The organism is Polaribacter sp. Hel1_33_78, from assembly GCF_900106075.1.
Lineage (GTDB): Bacteria > Bacteroidota > Bacteroidia > Flavobacteriales > Flavobacteriaceae > Polaribacter.
The window spans coordinates 2,664,433-2,681,097 of record NZ_LT629794.1 but is presented as its reverse complement, the minus strand read 5'-3'; the positions used below and the strand labels follow the sequence as shown (position 1 = coordinate 2,681,097).

The following is a 16,665-nucleotide window of genomic DNA, read 5'->3' as shown; positions in this document are numbered from 1 at the left end:
AGGTAAATATAAATAGGCGGCTTCTTTTTTAATTAATTCGGTAATTGAAAAGCACGAGAACAATGATCTAATATTATACTTTAAGGTAGGGAGTATTATTCGTATTGGTTCTTTTTTTTCAGTTTTGAGACTCAGGCGAAAAATTACTTTTTATTTAAAAGAAGTTTTCTATAAAGATACCAGAACCAAATTAAAGATATGATACCTGTAAACCACATTAAAATTGCAGATGTGATAGCGGCACCTTTTATACCGTATTTAGGGATTAGATAGTAATTAGTTATTATGTTAATTATTAATGCAAAACTCGCTATATAATAGTTAATATGGGCTTTTCCAATAGATGATAATAAGTTGCCAAAAAGACCCCTGAAAATATAAATACCAACAATTCCAAACATCAATATTAAAAAAGTATCTACAAACTGAATAAAGTTGCGATCTAAAATAGCTAGAATTTGTTCTGCAAAAAGAAAACTAAATAAAAGTAAAACACAACTGATGATTAAAAAAAATAGCATGTAACTTTTCATATAATCAACAATGTAATTTTTATCATAAATCTTTTCTGTAAAAGCAACAAAATCGGTTGCAATAAATACTCTCGGTAAAAAGAGTAAACTAAAAGGAATTAAGGAAATATATCTGTAATTTGTAATCATTTCGGTATCCTCTAACAAATAACCTATTAATAAAATATCTATAACAAAAAGTAACTGAGTTAGAACATTAGACAAGCTGGCAAAAACACCATATTTCCAGAATGAAAAATTAGTTATTGCTAGTTTTATTTTTGATGAAAAATCAATATTTAACTTATTTATAAATAGTATTGAGGTTAATAAAGGGGCTGCTATAAGAGCAATTGTATACCCAATTTCTTGAAAGAAATAACTCAAAATAAAAACACTTAACAAAAGTATTATGCTATGCGAAAACTCAGTATAGGCAAAAATTTTGTTATTATGTTGCAGTCTAAATTGAGCTCTTATAATTTCAAAAATAAAAGAGGGTAGAATTATAAATGATAAAATTATTATGTAGAATTGTGTGTTCTCGAACTTAAATGTCACAAAAAAACTACTGAAAATTATAAGTGCTATGATGGCTAAAGAAGCTAAAACACCTTTATTTAAAACATATAAAAACAAACTATTTTTCTCTTCTTTACTTTTTAATAAAGCACCATATCTTATTAAACTTTGATTCAATCCAAAACCACTAATAGGAATTAAAAAAACGATAATATTATAAGCAAAAAGTACAACCCCTAATTCATCATTTGAAATTAATTTTAAGGCTAACCAAGAGGCTATAAACGAAAAAATTCTAGCAAATATGGTAGCTATAAAAACATAGCTTCCAGCCCTGTTAATAAAATTTTTTACATATGTTATTAATAAATTCAATATTTTATTTTTAGTGCTTTGTTGTAAAGATCAGAAAAAATAGTAGCAATGGCTTCTTTACTAAAATTACTTTTAGCGTAAGCGTGCATTTCTTTGGATGTAGCTAATTTTTGTTGTTGTGTTTGTTTTATTTTTTCTAATAATTCTTTCTTATTTCCTGTCTCTATTAAGAAACCAAAGTTATGAGGAAAATACTCTTTAATACCACCAACATCTGTGGATATAACCGGGATTCCGCAAGAAAAAGCCTCAAGAATTACACAAGGCAAGCTTTCATAATCACTAAAAAGCACTAAAACATTTGCATTCTGTATCTCTTTTACAAGTTCTTTATGAGCAATATGATTTATAAAATGAATGTTTGCTGTTTTAAATTGCAAGTCTTTAATTAGTGATGAAAAACCATCTATTTTTTCACCAATAAACTTCCAGGTAAAAGCACCTATTTCAATTTCAAGCTTTTTAGCAACTTGCAACATTTGAGGAACATTTTTTAAAGGGACCATATTCGAAATATGAATTATGGTAAATTCGTTTTCTTCCTTTTTTTTTGGCAAAAAAAGTTTTGTATCAACAACGTTAGGTACTGGAATGTAATTTCCTTTTAAACCAAAATGTTGCATTGAATCTGCTAAGTTTTGAGTGACTGGACAAATAAAGGAAGCATTTTTTGTAATTAGATTTAAAATTATTTTTTGAAAAAAAGTCCTATTTTTTAATTTTGGCGTTAAATATCCAGACCAATGTTCAGAAATTAAAAAAGGTTTTTTTTGAAGCCATTTTAAATGTAAAGCAAACAACCCAAAAGGGTATAATTCGTGCAGATGAACAACATCAAAAGGTTTTACTTTTTTGAGTAAAATTAAGTAAGCTCTGCAAAATTGAATTAATTTTACGACTCTGCTATTTGTTTTTTTAACATAGGCAATATGAGTCTGAATTCCATTTGTTTTTTTTGAAGTGAATTCTATGTTTTTTGTACAATTTTTATCTGTAATAATATGCAAAACAGAAACATTTTGTTTTAAAGAAACAGCCTCTGCATGGCGTTGAATAAAGTCTCCATTGTTTGTTAAAACTCTAGAAGGATACCAACCACAGATAAATAAAACGTTAAGTTTATTGCGCAAGAAAATTTGTTTAGTTTTACAAATATAACAAAGAATAGCTTTTTTTAGTATTAATATTTATACTTTTAACGTATGGAAATACAACATGTCTTTTTTGATTTAGATCATACTTTGTGGGATTTTGAAAAGAATTCCGACTTAGCTTTTAAAAAAGTGTTTGATAAACAAAATATTACGATAGATTTAAACAGTTTTTTGGAGGTTTATAAGCCTTTAAACCTTCAATACTGGAAACTGTATAGAGAAGAGAAAGTTACAAAAGAAGAATTAAGATATAAGAGGTTAAAGAATACTTTTGATGCTGTAAATTATCGTATTTCAGATAATTTAATTGATGTTATTGCCATTGAGTACATCAATTTTTTGCCAGATTTTAATCATTTATTTGAACATACTTTTGAAATTTTAGATTATTTAAAAGGTAAATACCAATTACACATCATCACAAATGGTTTTGAAGAAATTCAAACAAAAAAAATGGAAACTTCAAAAATTTTACATTATTTTGATATAATCGTAACTTCTGAATCTGTTGGTGTTAAAAAGCCAAATCCAAAAGTTTTTAATTTTGCTCTTGAAAAAGCCAATGCCATAAATAGTGCTTCCATAATGATCGGAGACAGCATTGAAGCGGACGTAGAAGGTGCTTTAAGTGTTGGAATGAAAGCAATTCATGCAAATTTTGAAAAAGGAAAAGTAAATAATGTTAATTTTAATTCAATAACCTCTCTTTTAGATATAAAAGATTATCTTTAAGGTGAGAAATGTTTCCCTAAAACATTTTATTTATGAAATCCTCCACCACAACAAGTATCATTATTTGCTTTTTCCTAATTACTTCGTGTTACGAAAGGTTAGATTTTGATCAATTAGATAATTTTGTATCTAAACCAATTTTCACTTTTTCATTAAACTATTTTTCTCTAGTTCCTTATCAGTTTTTTACTGCTTCAGGCGATCAGCAAATTGAAATTTCTGATATATTTGATGTGAAAGATTTGCAAAATGTATATTTTCTAGATGAGGTAGTAAAGCTCGATTTCAATGCAGAAATAAAAAATGAATTCGATAGAGAGATTAGTATTGTTGTAGAATTTTTTAATAAAAACAATGATGTTTTATACACTTTTACACCTTTAGTCGTAGAATCCAAAGTTTTAGATTACATATTTTTAGATGAAATTAAAATTGCATCTAATCCTGATATTTTAGATACAAGTAAAGTTAAAATTACAATAACATTAGCAGAAACAGGAATTCCATTGAACATAAACGACACTAGTGAGGTTGAGTTTAAGTCATCAGTTACTTTATATATTGAATCAAGATTTTAGCATGAAAAAATTTTTATTTTTTTTATTAATTTTGTTCTTCTATAAAGTCACTGCTCAAAATAAGCAAGTTTTATATGATTTTGTAGAATTACCTCAAACATTACTTTTAAACCCAGGAGCAGAAACCAGTTATCAATTTCATTTTGGACTGCCCTTATTGTCCGGTTTGTCAGCAGAATTTGCTTCTTCAGGTGTAGTTTTAACAGATGTGTTTTCGTTAGATCATAAAGATATAAATGATAAGATTTCTAAGGTTTTGAATAATTTAACCACAAGGGATTTTATTAAACTTAATTTACAAATTGATATTTTTAATGGAGGGTTTAGGATTCATGATTCATATGTAAGCTTTGGTTTATACGAAGAAATTGATGTAATAGGGTATTATCCAAAAGATTTAATAACTATTTTAAATGAAGGCAATACTGCTTACTTAAATAGAAGTTTTAGAATTTCTCAACTAACATATAAAGCGGATGTTATTGGTGTATTGCATGCAGGTATTAGCAAAAAAATAAATGAAAAATTAACAGTAGGGGCAAGATTTAAAATATACTCTTCAGCTTTAAATACCGAGTCTTCCATGAACACCGGAACTTTTACTACAGTTTTAGGTACAAATAATATTTATAAACATTACTTGTCTAATGTAAATATTAATACAAAATCATCTGGGTTGTTTAATATTGATGATGAGTTGATAGATGACCCAGCTACATATTTAAAAAACACGTTTTTTGGAGATAATATTGGAGTTGGAGTTGATTTTGGCTTAACGTATCACATAACACCCCAATTTGAGTTTTCTGGAAGTATTTTAGATTTTGGTTTTATACATCATAAAAAAAATATTAAAAATGGAACTTTAATAGGAAGTTTTATTTCTGAAGGAAGTAATTTTCAATATGACCCTGATAACCCAGAAAATTTTTGGAACGAATTAGGCAATAATTTGGGAGAACAATTGCCAGTAAAAGAAAATAAAGAGTCCTATATTTCGTGGAGGCCAACAAAATTAAATGCTGCTTTAAAGTATAGTTTTGGCGAAAAAAGAACTGAAATTTGTTATGATGATAGGTACAAAGATTTTTATACAGATGCTTTAGGTATTCAATTATACAGTATATTTAGACCTTTAAGGCCGCAATTGGCATTAACTGCTTTTTATCAAAAATCAATAACAAATAAAATTCACACAAAAGTAACTTATACGATAGACGACTTTTCGTACGCAAATATTGGAGCAGGGTTTTCGGCACAATTTGGTAAGGTTAATTTATATGGTATGTTGGATAATATTTTAGAGTACACAAATTTATCTTCTGCAAATAGTGTATCTTTCCAATTAGGAATTAATGTAATATTTAATTAATATGTTAAAAGAAACAATTTTTTTTTTAGTGCTTTTGATAAGTACTTCACTTTTTAGCCAACAATCTCAATTTGATAAGTATCAATATATAATTGTACCACATAAATTTGATTTTGTAAATTCTACAGATCAATTTCAAACAAGTTCACTAACCAAATTTCTATTAAGAAAGAAAGGTTTTAAAGTTTTTTTAAGTAATGAAAAATTACCAGAAGATTTGCGAAATAACAGCTGTATTGGGTTGCGTGCAATAGTTAAAGACGAGTCAAGTATGTTTATAACTAAAAGTAAATTAGTAATACAGGATTGTTATAACAAAGTTTTATACACTTCCAAGATAGGGAAAAGTAAAGAAAAACTTTACCAAAAGGGGTATCGAGAAGCTATTAGAAAAGCTTTTGATTCAATGACCGATTTTGAATATACTTACAAACCTTCTTTGTTGTTGAAAAAGAAAGAAAACCAAGAAGTAATTAGTTCAAATACGAGTTCTAATGAAGCAGCTGTTCAAGCTAAGAAAATAGTACAAGTTGTTGAAATTTCTGAGATAAATAAAGAAGGTGAAAAAGAAGAAAATTTAGTTTCTAATTCTTTAGAGGTCTTATACGCTCAGCAGAAAAATAACGGATTTCAATTAGTTAATACAAAACCAGAAGTCGTTTTTGTAATTTTAAAAACGAATCTTAAAGATGTTTTTGTCATCAAAGACGGAAATGGAATTTTTTATAAAGTAGGGGAGAATTGGGTTTCTGAGTATTATGAAAATAATCAATTCATACGAAAAGAGTTTCATGTAAACTTCTAATAATTATACTTACTTTTCCATCTATTTTTTAAAGCTTCTTTAAACTGACTTTCTCGTGGATTATTTCCTGGTTCATATAATTTTGTTCCAGAGATTTCTTCAGGTAAAAACTCTTGTTCTACAAAATTGTTAGCAAAATCATGAGAATATTTATAATTCTTTCCAAAATCTAAATCTTTCATTAATTTAGTAGGTGCATTTCTTAAATGCAAAGGAATAGATAAGTCACCGGTTTTTTGTACTAAATCCAATGCGCGGTTTATTGCTAAATAAGAAGCGTTACTTTTTGGTGAATTCGCTAAATATACAGCACATTGACTTAAAATAATTCGAGATTCAGGATTGCCAATTACAGAAACTGCTTGAAACGTATTATTTGCTAAAATTAAAGCTGTAGGATTTGCATTTCCAATATCTTCAGACGCAGAAATTAGTAATCTACGTGCAATAAACTTAACATCCTCGCCACCTTCAATCATTCGTGCCAACCAATATACAGCGCCATTTGGGTCACTACCTCTTATGGATTTTATAAAAGCAGAAATAATATCATAATGTTGTTCCCCAGTTTTATCGTATCTGACGGTATTTTTCTGAACTTTTTCTAGAACTAACTTGTTCGTAATTTCAATTTCATCATCCGCAGAAACAAGTAATTCAAAAATATTTAAAAGTTTTCTTGCATCACCACTCGATACTTGCAATAAGGCATCCGTTTCTTTTAGTACAATTTTTTTGGTGGATAAAATTGGGTCTTTTTCCATAGCTCTTTTCAAAAGCGCAATTAAATCGTTTTTATCAAAAGAATTTAAAATATAAACTTGACAGCGAGAAAGTAAAGCAGGAATCACCTCAAAACTTGGATTTTCTGTAGTTGCACCAATTAAAGTTACCCAGCCTTTCTCAACAGCACCCAACAAAGAATCTTGCTGAGATTTACTAAATCTATGAATTTCATCAATAAATAAAATAGGGTTTTTTGCAGTAAATAAACCTCCACTCTTTTTCGCTTTTTCAATAATCTCTCTCACATCTTTAACACCTGAACTTATTGCACTCAAGGTATAAAAAGGTCTGTTAGATGCGGTCGCAATAATATTTGCTAAAGTAGTTTTCCCAATTCCTGGAGGTCCCCATAAAATTAAAGATGGAATAATTCCTTTTTTAATGAGATTTGTTAAAACACCATTTTCTCCAACTAAATGTTGCTGGCTAATATAATCACTAAGTATCTTGGGTCTAATTCTTTCTGCCAAAGGTTCATTCATCTAGTAAAAATAGCAAAGATTTCTGACAGAATTTGTAAAATTAGTGTTTGGTTATATTTTTGTTATTTTTATTGTCCATGAATGATAAGAATCAACTAAAAATATCAAAGTCAATTTTTCTAATTCCAATGTTCTATATCGTCATAATATGGTTCATTTATTGGATTGAAATACAATATGGGTTTAATTTTAATAAGTTTGGTGTTTATCCAAGAACGCTTGAGGGTTTTAGAGGTGTTTTTCTAACGCATTTTATCCATAGTAATACTAATCATGTTTTTAATAATTCAATTCCTTTATTTGTGCTTTTAAGCAGTCTTTTTTATTTTTATAAAGATGTTGCTTATAAAGTTCTAATTTTTGGAGGTTTATTGACCGGTTTTTTAACTTGGTTATTTGCTAGAGAATCTTTTCATATTGGCGCTAGCGGAATCGTTTATTTACTTTTTAGTTTTGTTTTTTTTAGTGGAATCATAAAAAAGCATTATAGATTAGTGGCACTTTCTTTAATAATAATTTTTCTATACGGAAGTATGATTTGGTATGTTTTACCGATTAAAGAGGGTATGTCTTGGGAAGGACACTTATCCGGTTTTGTAACAGGTTTCTTTTTTGCTTTTATTAAAAGAAATAAAGGGATTGTAAAAAAGGAACATGAATTTTCAAGAACAGAATTCGATTTGTTATTTGATGATAGCGGTAATTTTTCACCACCTGAAATAGTGGAAAATAAAGAAAACGAAAAGAGAGTAGAAGAGTAGACTTAAAGCATTCGTTGTCTTACAGTCTCATATAAAAAAGCACCACAAGCTACAGAAACGTTTAAAGAAGCTATTTCGCCTAAAAGCGGCAACTTTGCTTTATAATCTACCATTTTTAAGATCGATGGGTTTACACCTTTATTTTCAGAGCCCATTACAATAGCCATTGGTTGATTTAAATCAATATCATAAACAGAGCTTTCTGTTTTTTCAGTTGCGGCAACTGTTTTAATATCGGAAGCTTGTAACAAAAATAAAGCATCTTTAATATGATCAACTTTACAAATTGGTATTTTAAAAGCGGCACCAGCAGAAGTTTTTATAGTTTCAGCATTTACAGGAGCACTTCCATTTTTTTGTATGATAATTCCGTGAACACCAGTGCATTCTGCAGTTCTTATAATTGCACCGAAATTTCGAACATCAGATAATTGATCTAGAAGTAAAAACAAAGGTGTTTTTTCGCTCTCTATCACTTTTTCAATTAATTCTTCCAAATCATGAAATTCTACAGGTGATATTTGAGCAACAGCACCTTGGTGATTGCTGTTTTTGGATAATCTATCTAACTTTTCAACAGGAACCATACTGGTAGTTAGATTTTTAGCTTTAATTAATTTGTTAAGCTCATAAAATAACTCACCTCTTAATCCTTTTTGTAAATATATTTTATTAATTGATGATCCACTTTCTATCGCTTCAATAATTGCTCTAATACCAAATATATTTGTTGTTTCTGCTGTCATGATGCAAATGTACGCTATCTATTTTTTTTGAATTAAAAATATGGTCTATAATTTCATTACTTTTTTTGTGATAACTTTATCTGTAAGATATATTTTTACGTGATATAGACCTTTTGCAATAGTTGAAACATCTATTTCATTCTTATTAGAAGTGCTAATTACTTTTTTCCCTAAAATCGTGTACACTTCAATCTTTTGAATTGAATTTGGGCTATCTATCGTTAGTACGTTTTTTACAGGATTAGGGTATGCCTTTATTTGGTTTAACGCTATTTCATTGGTACTTAAAGCACTGCAATTTGATAGATTAAAATCTATTTCTATAGGGTCATTAGGAGTTAAATCTTTTCCTGTAAAAGCCGGATAATTTAAGGCATATTTTTTTGCTCTAAATATATTGTTGCTTGATGGTATATCGCCTTGAGTTAAAATTGTCCCTGAACTTATTGGATTTATATATTCCCATACAATAGTATCATTGCTGTCTATTTCAAAAAAACGACCACTTGTTCCTTCACAAATTAGGATATTATTATTTGGTAATCTTTGTGCGCTAGATAATATTGGGGAATAAAAATCGGTATTGCCCACAGAAGGGTATATGTAGTCTGGGTTAATAGGGCCAAAAGAAGTATTCGAGTTTTTTATATAAACACCAGGAGCGCTTGTAGGTGGCGTAATAATATTTATTTCTGAATAAAGTGTAGCTCTATTGATACCATTATTATACAAAATTATTTTACCTTCTCCTAATAATCCATTTGAAATCCAATGCGGGTTATGCTGACCAAATAATTTTTGATCTACAAGTGCTCCTTGACCATACGCCCTTGGGTTGCCCCATCGATATAAAAGATCGCCCCCTTTACCGTAATTTCCGCCAGAGTTAGTAGCTGCTTCTTCAGTAGTTGTAGAATGATCTATAATATAAAACTCACTAAGGGTTTTACTCCCCAAAATAATTTGATCTAAATCTTCATTATATTGAACAGAATTAATGTGCATCCAATTCGCATTACCATTAGATTCACCTAAAAAATTGATGTCCATTAATTGATGATTCTCACTTATAACTCCAAAATTATCTTTTGTGTTGTCAAAGTCTTGAATGAAATGATCTTTAAAATCCCATCTCCAAATAATATTCACAGCATCTGTTCCTTGAGGCTCAATTTCTAGTATGTGTTCATTATATAATTGGTTTGATGTTAAATTCGAAGGCTTTCTCCCTAATTGAATTGCTTCTGTATCTGTTAAAATAGAGGCTGCTAAAACTAAAATATTTCCATTAGGCATTGGATAAATGTCATGATGTTGACTTGCATTTAAATCGGAATATACATATCCCCAGAGTACATTCCCTTCCCAATCAAAAAGCTCAATTCTTCCTCCTACACCTGGTATAGCTATATTTCCAGGGTTTGGTCCAGCAGAGGCCCTTAATAAGTTTCCGTTTTCTAGCAAGTAAACAGACTTACCAGAGTTGAAAGCACTTGTCCATTGATTTATAACTTGACCACAATTATTAATCAAGAAGGTTTCCTTGCCTGTGGTAAAAAGAGTATAGGCATCATAAGAATTTTCGCTATTGATAATTGTTCCAATGGTATTTTGACTACTTAAAGTTAGTGATGTTATAAAATAAACAAAAACTAAAAATTTATATTTTTTTTTCATAATTATTTGGCGTTTAATTCGAATAATTCAGTTTTACCATTATTAACGGCAATAATAGCTAAGATTTTATTTAATTTTTTATGATGAATCAACTCTACAGATTTTGCGTTTCCGTTAAGATACAGTCCTGTGTTTTTTGGAGGTAAAACCGTATAATTGTCCTTTTTGTTTGATAGTAATACCAATCCATAAGGATTATCTAAACGAGGAGTTTCAACTTCTGTGTTGTAAATATTACCAACAACAATTAGATCTTCAAAACCATCCTGATTAAAATCAAAAGTATCTCCATCCAAAATGGGCATTGTTTGAGCCATAGCAGGTAATATTATTTTTTTAAATTTGTTTTCACCTTTATTTAAAAGTAAAATACTTTTAAATTCATTGACCTCTCGGTTATAAGATGTCTGAAGTTTTTGACCATAAATATCTTCTAATGATGAGTTTGCAAATTCGTAATAAGATTTAATTCTTTTTGATATAAAGGGCATTTGCTGGGTAGAACACTCTTTACCTCTTAATGGAACATATTTTCCATCGTATTGATAACTTAATACAATGTCGTGAGTACCATTTTCATCAAAGTCGTCGGCATAAATACGCAAAGGCTTTTCTTTACTTGCTTTCAGCTTATTATTTAATCCCATGTTTCCAATTACATAATCTTTAAGACCATCATTGTTAACGTCTGTTTCCGTAATACTGTTCCACCATCCTTTTTCAGTATTTAACTTGCTAGCACTAGAGATGTCTTTAAAGGTGCCTTTATCGTTTAAAAAAACACCCACGTGAGTCCATTCGCCTACAGCAATAAAATCTTGCCATCCATCATTATTAAAATCGGTTGTAATTACCTTATTTATAATGCCGAAATTTTCAAAGGTAGGTGCAATTTTAGCTGTGGTATTTTTAAAAATTCCATTTACATTTTCATAAATAATAGAAGGTTCATGTACAGGATATTTTTGAGGTTTTATTCTATTCCCTACAATTATATCAAAATCACCATCATTGTCAAAATCAATTTTACTTACTGTTTTTCCACTAATAGTATAGTCTTTTATCTCGTTGGTCTCCTTATTTTTGAAATTCCCTTTTCCATCATTGATGTATATTCTATCTTTTAAGCTTTCAGATCTTTCAAGAAACTCATTGCCGCCGCTAACAACATATAAATCAAGATCACTGTCATTATCAATATCAATAAATAAAGCCTCCATATCTTCATAATGAGCATCTTTATCGAAAATGTTATTTTTGATTTTTTCGAAAAAGTTGTCTTTTTGTAAATAGATGGCTGCTGGTTGGTTTTTTGCGCCACTAATAAACACATCTTCTTTACCATCATTATTTACATCACCTTTTACGATATAAGGGCCTAATGTAGATTGTTTTTGAGGTAATAATATTTCTTTTTCAAAGTCATTAAATTCATTTTCTACGTGCGTAAAATTAAGAAGAGTATTATTTTTCTTAAAAAGAGTATTGTTAGTTTTTTGTCTTAATTTATTATGGTTTTTAGCATCTTTTTCATTAAAAATAAGATTAGAATTTGCTTTTATATTATATTTTTCTTCAAAGTTTCCAGAGGCCCATAAGACTCTTACCGTATCTATAATTTTATGTTTACCCAAACCAAAATGGACTGTGTTGTCTACAGAAGATAAATAGCCTCTAACTCTTTTCGATTCTTTTGTTCTGGTTTTACCATCATAAATAAGGGTTACTTTGGCAAAGTCTTCAGAGATTGTTCCTTTGGTTTCTATTTTTACATAATTCCCTGCATCATTTTCTGTAGATAGGTTTTTAAAAAGAAAAGCATCATCATCTATGTTGTTTACAACAATATCTAAGTCACCATCATTATCTAAATCGGCATAAGCTGCTCCGTTAGAGAATGAGGGTTCACTTAAACCAGAATCTGATGTTTTATTTAAGAAATTTAAGTTTCCATTATTTGAAAAGAATAGGTTTGTTAGTTTTTCTGAAGGCAATTGGTTGTAAATTTCTTCTTTAATTTTTAGAGGTACTTTACCTCTATACTGCTTTTTTATATTTGAAATTTGAATTCGAATATCGTTGTCTAAGGCATATCTTCGATAGCCATTTGTAACATAAATATCGTTATTTTCATCATTATTTCCATCAAAAATAAGACCTGCCCAACTCCAATCTGTTTTGGATAAGCCGGTTACTTGTGCTACATTATGAAACTTGTTGTTGCCAATATTAAGTTGTAATGAATTAAACATGTATTGATGGTGAAGGTCTAATTTTTTTACAAGTAGATTATGCTTTTCTACGTTCATAGAAGCCATTAATGTTTTAGAACGTATGTGGTCTGCACTCGCCATATCTAAAACAAAAATATCATTTAAATTATCATTATTTATATCTTCAACATCTACTCCCATTCCATAAAATGATACTTGTTTGGTAGCTTTTTTTATTTGATCTGTGAATGTGCTGTTTCCGTTGTTTAAGTATAAGGCATCTGGCACGTAGTAGTCGTTGGCAATATAGATGTCTAGCCAACCATCATTGTTAATATCACTGACACATAAACCTAGGCCAAAAGTAGGTTTTAGTAAGCCTGATTTTTCTGTAATATCTATAAATTTACCATTATTATTTTTATATAGGTGACTCGAACTTTGGTGTAGGCGTTTCTTGTTTTTAAGTATTTTATAAAATGTAATCGGGTCTAATCCGTAATAATCATTTTCATTTGCCACGATACAGTCTAAGTCTCCATCTTTATCAAAATCAAAAAAAGAAGCTTGCGTACTGATACCGGTATCAGCTAAACCATATTCTACTGCTTTTTCTGTAAAAGTATTATCCTTCTGATTTATATAGAGTAAGTTTTGTCTTTCCTCTAAGTTGTAAGGACCTCCTTGTGTAACATAGATATCCATCCAACCATCATTATTGACATCTGCAAAGGTTACTCCATTTGACCAGTTTTTATGTTGGTTGATGTTGGCTTTTTCTGAAATATCTTCAAAGACGAGGTTTCCTTTGTTTAAGAATAATTTATTATCTACTTGGTTACCACAGAAGAAGACATCTTTTAAACCATCATTATTAACATCTACAATACCAACCCCAGCACCATTGTAAAAAAAATCGTAATCAAAAAGATTTGATTTCGTGGATAAATCGTGCTTTAAAGTGTTTTGAAAATCTAAATTACTCTGTTTTTTATTTATTTTTTGAAAATTGAATAACGTTATATTTACTTTTTCTCCCAAGTTTTGACTATCTGAGATAGTTTCACTTTTATTAGAACAACTTGATAGAATTAGAATTGATATATAAAGCGTTAAATAAGATTTCATTTTTTTAAATTTTGTTAAAAAAAAAGAGCTTTATAAATAAAGCTCTTTTTCTTTTTATAAATAATATTTAGTTATTATAAACAAAGTGTAATTGGTAATAAACCTGGTGCAGGTGTAGGTCCAAAATAACCAAATGATGTGCCATCTGGTGCAAATATTTCAAATTCTACTTCTGAAGGGTATGAACCACCTACGAACTCCCAAGTTGCCTCTAAAGTTCCTGCAGGTATAGTAACAGTCTCTGTTACATCAATCCATTGTGTATCTCCAACGCTTCCTCTAGTTGCAGGATCTGCATCCCAGTAACTCGGAATAGCGAATACTGAATCAACACCATCCATAGTCACAGTCACATTACTACCTTGCCATCCATCACCATAGTTGTCATACATTCTAATTGAATAATCACCTGGTTTAGGAGAACATAGTAATAAAGTGTTGTATAAATATGGAGAAGACCAATATCCACCGGTAATGATACCAGCAGCATCTTTAGCTCCGTATGTTCTACCATCGGTTAAATTTAGACGTAATTCAAATACAAATAAATCTCCAGGAGCATGCTTTGATGCATCTAATCCCATTGCAGCTTCAGCTTCACCAAAAGTTGCAGATACAGTTGTTCTAGGCAATCCAACAGGACCTGTTGTAAATGCAGATGCAGGGATCGTTTTTACCAACGCTTCCGCTTCAGTATTACCGTTATCTGGCGTAAGATCTCTTATAGATACATAAACATCTACACTTTCTAATAATGCCCCACCTTCACTGTCTTGTTCTTCAACTTCTACAGAGAAGGTTGTACTCGCAATACTTGAGTTTAGAGTATTTGACAATACCTCTATTGTTCTTAGAACGGCACCTGCTTTGGTGTCTTCTACTACCTGATCTACTACGGTATCTGAGTCCTCACAAGAATTGAAGGAAAAAACCAATAAACCTGATAGAAAAATTTTAAATATGTTTTTCATGTTGTTATTATTTTTAATTATTAATGTTAGTTAGCAGGATTTACAACACCTTTATCCCAAAAAACAGTAGAACTTAAGTCTTGTCTTTGTAAAATATTTGGGTTAGCACTTACTTCACTACTTGGGTATAAAACAGTTCTTGGGAAACTACCTGGATTAGTATCTAGACTTCTAGATAATGTTCTTGGGTAACCTGTTCTTCTAATAAAATTAAAAGCATCTCCTGCACCACCATACATTGCTACAAAATACTGCTCTCCCAATAAATCCATTTTGTCTTTAGCGGTTGGGAAGCCGGTTCCATCTAAGGCAGTAGTCATTGCAGCTGCATTAAATTCAGCCATTTTAAGAGCAATAAAGTCAGCTACATAAGTTGCATCTGGAGCTTGTGATTTATCAACAGTACCATCTAATGCACCAAAAGATTGAACCTTAGCGATAGATTTTGTCATACCTGCTTCAAAGTGAGTTGCAGCCTCTGCCACGTTTCCTAATGTTAAATTAGCTTCTGCTTTCATAAAGTCTACATAAGACGCAAGGTAAATTGGATCAATACCAGCACCACCGCCACCATTACCCAAGCCTACGGCCTGACCAAAAGATGCACCAATAGATTCTCCTATGTAAGGAAAAGCATCAGCTCTCCAATCGAAACTACCACCAGCAGGATAAACCCCTACTGCAGTTCTTGTAAAATTATCTGGAGGTGTACCTTCATCATTTCCATGAAATCTACCCCAATAACCTACAGGCATTGAACACCATATATCTTCATCTGGTGTAAATTGTAAGTGTATTGGTGTGTCTTGCAGTGAACATGATAAAGTTTCTCCGTCACCAGCAGCATTAAATACTAAAACACCACCTGCAGGACCGAATAATCCAAGTACATCTTCAATCAATGCATAACTCCCTGGAGTTCTCCAGTTTTGTCTGAAGAAATAATATCTTCTTCTTGGATCTGTGTTTGCTGAGAAATCTCCATACTGTCCAACCATTGTGTTTATCAACCAATTAGATTGGTAAATGTTTGCTCCTGAAGAAGTATAATCAGCTGCATAATCTGGATGACGTGTGTCTGGAGACAATACGTTGGTTCCATAATTAAATTGAAAATCATCGTCTGTACTTTCTATAACGTTTGTTGCCGCAGCCACTGCTGCATAGTTTCCTACAGTTAAATCTGCACGCATTTGGATTGTGTTTACTAACTTTATCCATTTGTCTGCATCTCCATCATAAAACAAGTCATTACCAGTTCCAATACCACTAGTATTTGTAAAGTGTACTTTTGCTTCTGCTAAAATAGCGATTGCAGCAGTATAGACATCTGCACTACTATCTGCTTTTGGTAGTGGAAACTCATTAGGCTTTCCAGCTTCAGACCAAGGAATATCTCCTAAGAAATCTACCAATTGCATTAATGTATGCGCTTGTAATGTTTTTGCAATACCTAAATGATAAGATAAATCTTTATCTGGATTCGCAATATCTAAAGCTTCAATGGCATTTGTATTAATGGTAATACCTCTTACACCATCATTACTGTAAAACCTAGACCATACAGCGTTTAATGTTCCATCACCATAATTGTCTAAGTAATTTCTACCAAACATGTAGTCGATTCTACCTAATTCTGCACTATTTGCCTGAAATGTTCTTTGAGTTACTCTGTAGGCTAATTGTATAGAATTTAATAATAAATCTGGATCTGCTTGATCTGAAGATAATTCGTTTGGACTTGCTAGTTGTTCTAGCTCTATTGAATCACAAGAGTAAAACAATGTGCTTGAAGCCACAATTGCTATTAGCAATATTTTATATATTTTTTTCATGATATGTTATTATGTT

At 30.4% G+C, this 16,665-nt stretch carries 13 protein-coding genes; 5 read left to right on the top strand and 8 right to left on the bottom strand.

Annotation, left to right across the window (positions count from 1 at the left end; all coding sequences use genetic code 11):
* Nucleotides 1-143: 143 nt before the first annotated feature.
* Both BLT88_RS11630 and BLT88_RS11625 read right to left on the bottom strand, forming a co-directional pair.
* Nucleotides 144-1,409: a polysaccharide biosynthesis C-terminal domain-containing protein gene (locus BLT88_RS11630; RefSeq protein WP_091954898.1), complete on the bottom strand. Its 1,266-nt coding sequence runs from the start codon at nt 1,407-1,409 to the stop codon at nt 144-146.
* Entirely contained in the window at nt 1,406-2,539 is a 1,134-nt protein-coding gene (locus BLT88_RS11625) for a glycosyltransferase family 4 protein (RefSeq protein ID WP_091954896.1), read from the bottom strand. Before BLT88_RS11625 ends, BLT88_RS11630 begins: the two co-directional genes overlap by 4 nt.
* Before the next feature lie 72 nt (nt 2,540-2,611).
* Here BLT88_RS11625 and BLT88_RS11620 point away from each other — a divergent pair, with 72 nt between their 5' ends.
* From BLT88_RS11620 to BLT88_RS11605, 4 genes are read left to right on the top strand one after another with little or no spacing between them, the layout of a single operon-like run.
* Nucleotides 2,612-3,295 (top strand): YjjG family noncanonical pyrimidine nucleotidase, encoded by a 684-nt coding sequence (locus BLT88_RS11620; RefSeq protein ID WP_091954895.1) that lies wholly within the window; start codon nt 2,612-2,614, stop codon nt 3,293-3,295.
* A 32-nt stretch (nt 3,296-3,327) separates the two neighbouring features.
* On the top strand, nt 3,328-3,873 hold the full coding sequence (locus BLT88_RS11615; protein ID WP_091954893.1) for a hypothetical protein: 546 nt from the start codon (nt 3,328-3,330) through the stop codon (nt 3,871-3,873).
* 1 nt (nt 3,874) lies between these two features.
* On the top strand, nt 3,875-5,245 hold the full coding sequence (locus tag BLT88_RS11610) for a DUF5723 family protein (RefSeq protein WP_091954892.1): 1,371 nt from the start codon (nt 3,875-3,877) through the stop codon (nt 5,243-5,245).
* A gap of 1 nt (nt 5,246) precedes the next feature.
* Nucleotides 5,247-6,050: a hypothetical protein gene (locus BLT88_RS11605; protein WP_091954890.1), complete on the top strand. Its 804-nt coding sequence runs from the start codon at nt 5,247-5,249 to the stop codon at nt 6,048-6,050.
* On the opposite strand, the gene BLT88_RS11600 is transcribed toward BLT88_RS11605, so the two are convergent.
* Nucleotides 6,047-7,318, bottom strand: coding sequence for a replication-associated recombination protein A (locus tag BLT88_RS11600; protein WP_091954889.1), 1,272 nt, complete (start codon nt 7,316-7,318; stop codon nt 6,047-6,049). The two genes, BLT88_RS11605 and BLT88_RS11600, sit on opposite strands and share 4 nt — an antisense overlap.
* A gap of 77 nt (nt 7,319-7,395) precedes the next feature.
* On the opposite strand from BLT88_RS11600, the gene BLT88_RS11595 reads away from it, so the two are divergent.
* Nucleotides 7,396-8,079, top strand: a complete 684-nt coding sequence (locus BLT88_RS11595; protein WP_091954887.1) for a rhomboid family intramembrane serine protease — start codon at nt 7,396-7,398, stop codon at nt 8,077-8,079.
* A gap of 2 nt (nt 8,080-8,081) precedes the next feature.
* Here BLT88_RS11595 and rlmB read toward each other — a convergent pair whose 3' ends face one another.
* The 5 genes from rlmB to BLT88_RS11570 all read right to left on the bottom strand — a co-directional run bounded on the left by rlmB (nt 8,082) and on the right by BLT88_RS11570 (nt 16,649).
* A complete protein-coding gene (gene rlmB / locus BLT88_RS11590; RefSeq protein ID WP_036783573.1) occupies nt 8,082-8,825 on the bottom strand; it encodes a 23S rRNA (guanosine(2251)-2'-O)-methyltransferase RlmB in 744 nt (247 codons plus the stop codon).
* 45 nt (nt 8,826-8,870) lie between these two features.
* On the bottom strand, nt 8,871-10,502 hold the full coding sequence (locus tag BLT88_RS11585; protein ID WP_091954886.1) for an aryl-sulfate sulfotransferase: 1,632 nt from the start codon (nt 10,500-10,502) through the stop codon (nt 8,871-8,873).
* A gap of 2 nt (nt 10,503-10,504) precedes the next feature.
* Entirely contained in the window at nt 10,505-13,843 is a 3,339-nt protein-coding gene (locus BLT88_RS11580; RefSeq protein WP_091954884.1) for a VCBS repeat-containing protein, read from the bottom strand.
* A gap of 74 nt (nt 13,844-13,917) precedes the next feature.
* A complete protein-coding gene (locus tag BLT88_RS11575) occupies nt 13,918-14,814 on the bottom strand; it encodes a hypothetical protein (RefSeq protein WP_091954883.1) in 897 nt (298 codons plus the stop codon).
* Between the two features lie 26 nt (nt 14,815-14,840).
* Nucleotides 14,841-16,649, bottom strand: coding sequence for a SusD/RagB family nutrient-binding outer membrane lipoprotein (locus BLT88_RS11570; protein WP_091954881.1), 1,809 nt, complete (start codon nt 16,647-16,649; stop codon nt 14,841-14,843).
* Nucleotides 16,650-16,665 lie beyond the last annotated feature (16 nt).